Source organism: Pseudovibrio sp. POLY-S9, from assembly GCF_001431305.1.
Lineage (GTDB): Bacteria > Pseudomonadota > Alphaproteobacteria > Rhizobiales > Stappiaceae > Pseudovibrio.
Window position 1 is genome coordinate 1 of sequence record NZ_LCWX01000133.1, and the last position, 926, is coordinate 926.

General features: G+C 50.2%; 1 protein-coding gene. It reads right to left on the bottom strand.

All coding sequences use genetic code 11. The features are described 5' to 3' along the window. A partial coding sequence (locus PPL9_RS32380; RefSeq protein ID WP_161831279.1) for a hypothetical protein occupies positions 1–926 on the bottom strand: 926 nt, incomplete at both ends.

Below are 926 nucleotides of genomic sequence, written 5' to 3' on the forward strand. Positions count from 1 at the left end.
ACGATCAGCAAACGGTGTGAGTTCAATGCCATCCCCGTCCAGATCAAGCACGAGTGGATCAATCTCGGCAATTCCTGTCGCCCAATCTGTCACATAAGACAATGCAAAGTTGGTCTCATCAACATCCAGATCGAGCAAGCCATAGTTACTTTGATCCAGCGGGTCCCAGAGTTTGGCGACTTCTTCGCTTGCAGTGGTCTCGATTATGTTACTTCGACCAGGCTGATGCCCATCAGAGATGGCTGCGTTGAGCTCTACAAAGAACCCTGCTGTGTTTGCAGTCTGTGAGGTGACCGTCGCATTTCCGGTCGTCCACAAAAGCCCATTGTTGATCAGATCAAAGTTTGAACCGAACGTCTCCACATCCTGAGATCTGTTGCCGTGGGAGAAGTTGGTCTCCACACTCCAGAAGTCATCAGAGGTATCTGTCGGGTTATCTGCCTCTTGGTCCCAGGTGATATAGGTGATCGCAGAGACCGCGTCCACTTCGTTGTCATAACCGTTTAAGAACGAATGATAGACCTTCTGCGCATCCGAGGCTTCGGGATTGCTTTCAGCCCATTCGAGCGCATTGTTCATGAGCTGTACAGACAGCGGGTCATCAACAAACAGATTACTCAGAACGGAGGCGACGTTTTCCTGCGTAACACCGGGCACATCCAGCGGGGCCTGATACCACTGTGCCACCACATTGCTGAATGTTGTGAAAGCTCCGTTGAGATCTAAGTTATGCTGCTGGTGTTCAATCAGCAGGTCAATTGCAGTTGAAACATTTTGACGGATTGTTGCGTCCTGACGCATAGTATTCATGACCAGCGCAAGATCATCCATGAGCGTAATGGCGCGGGCATCTTCTTGAAGGGACTGAACGACTAGCTTCTCAAGCTGGGCGATTTCACCTGCACTGAAATTGTCCACATTGACTG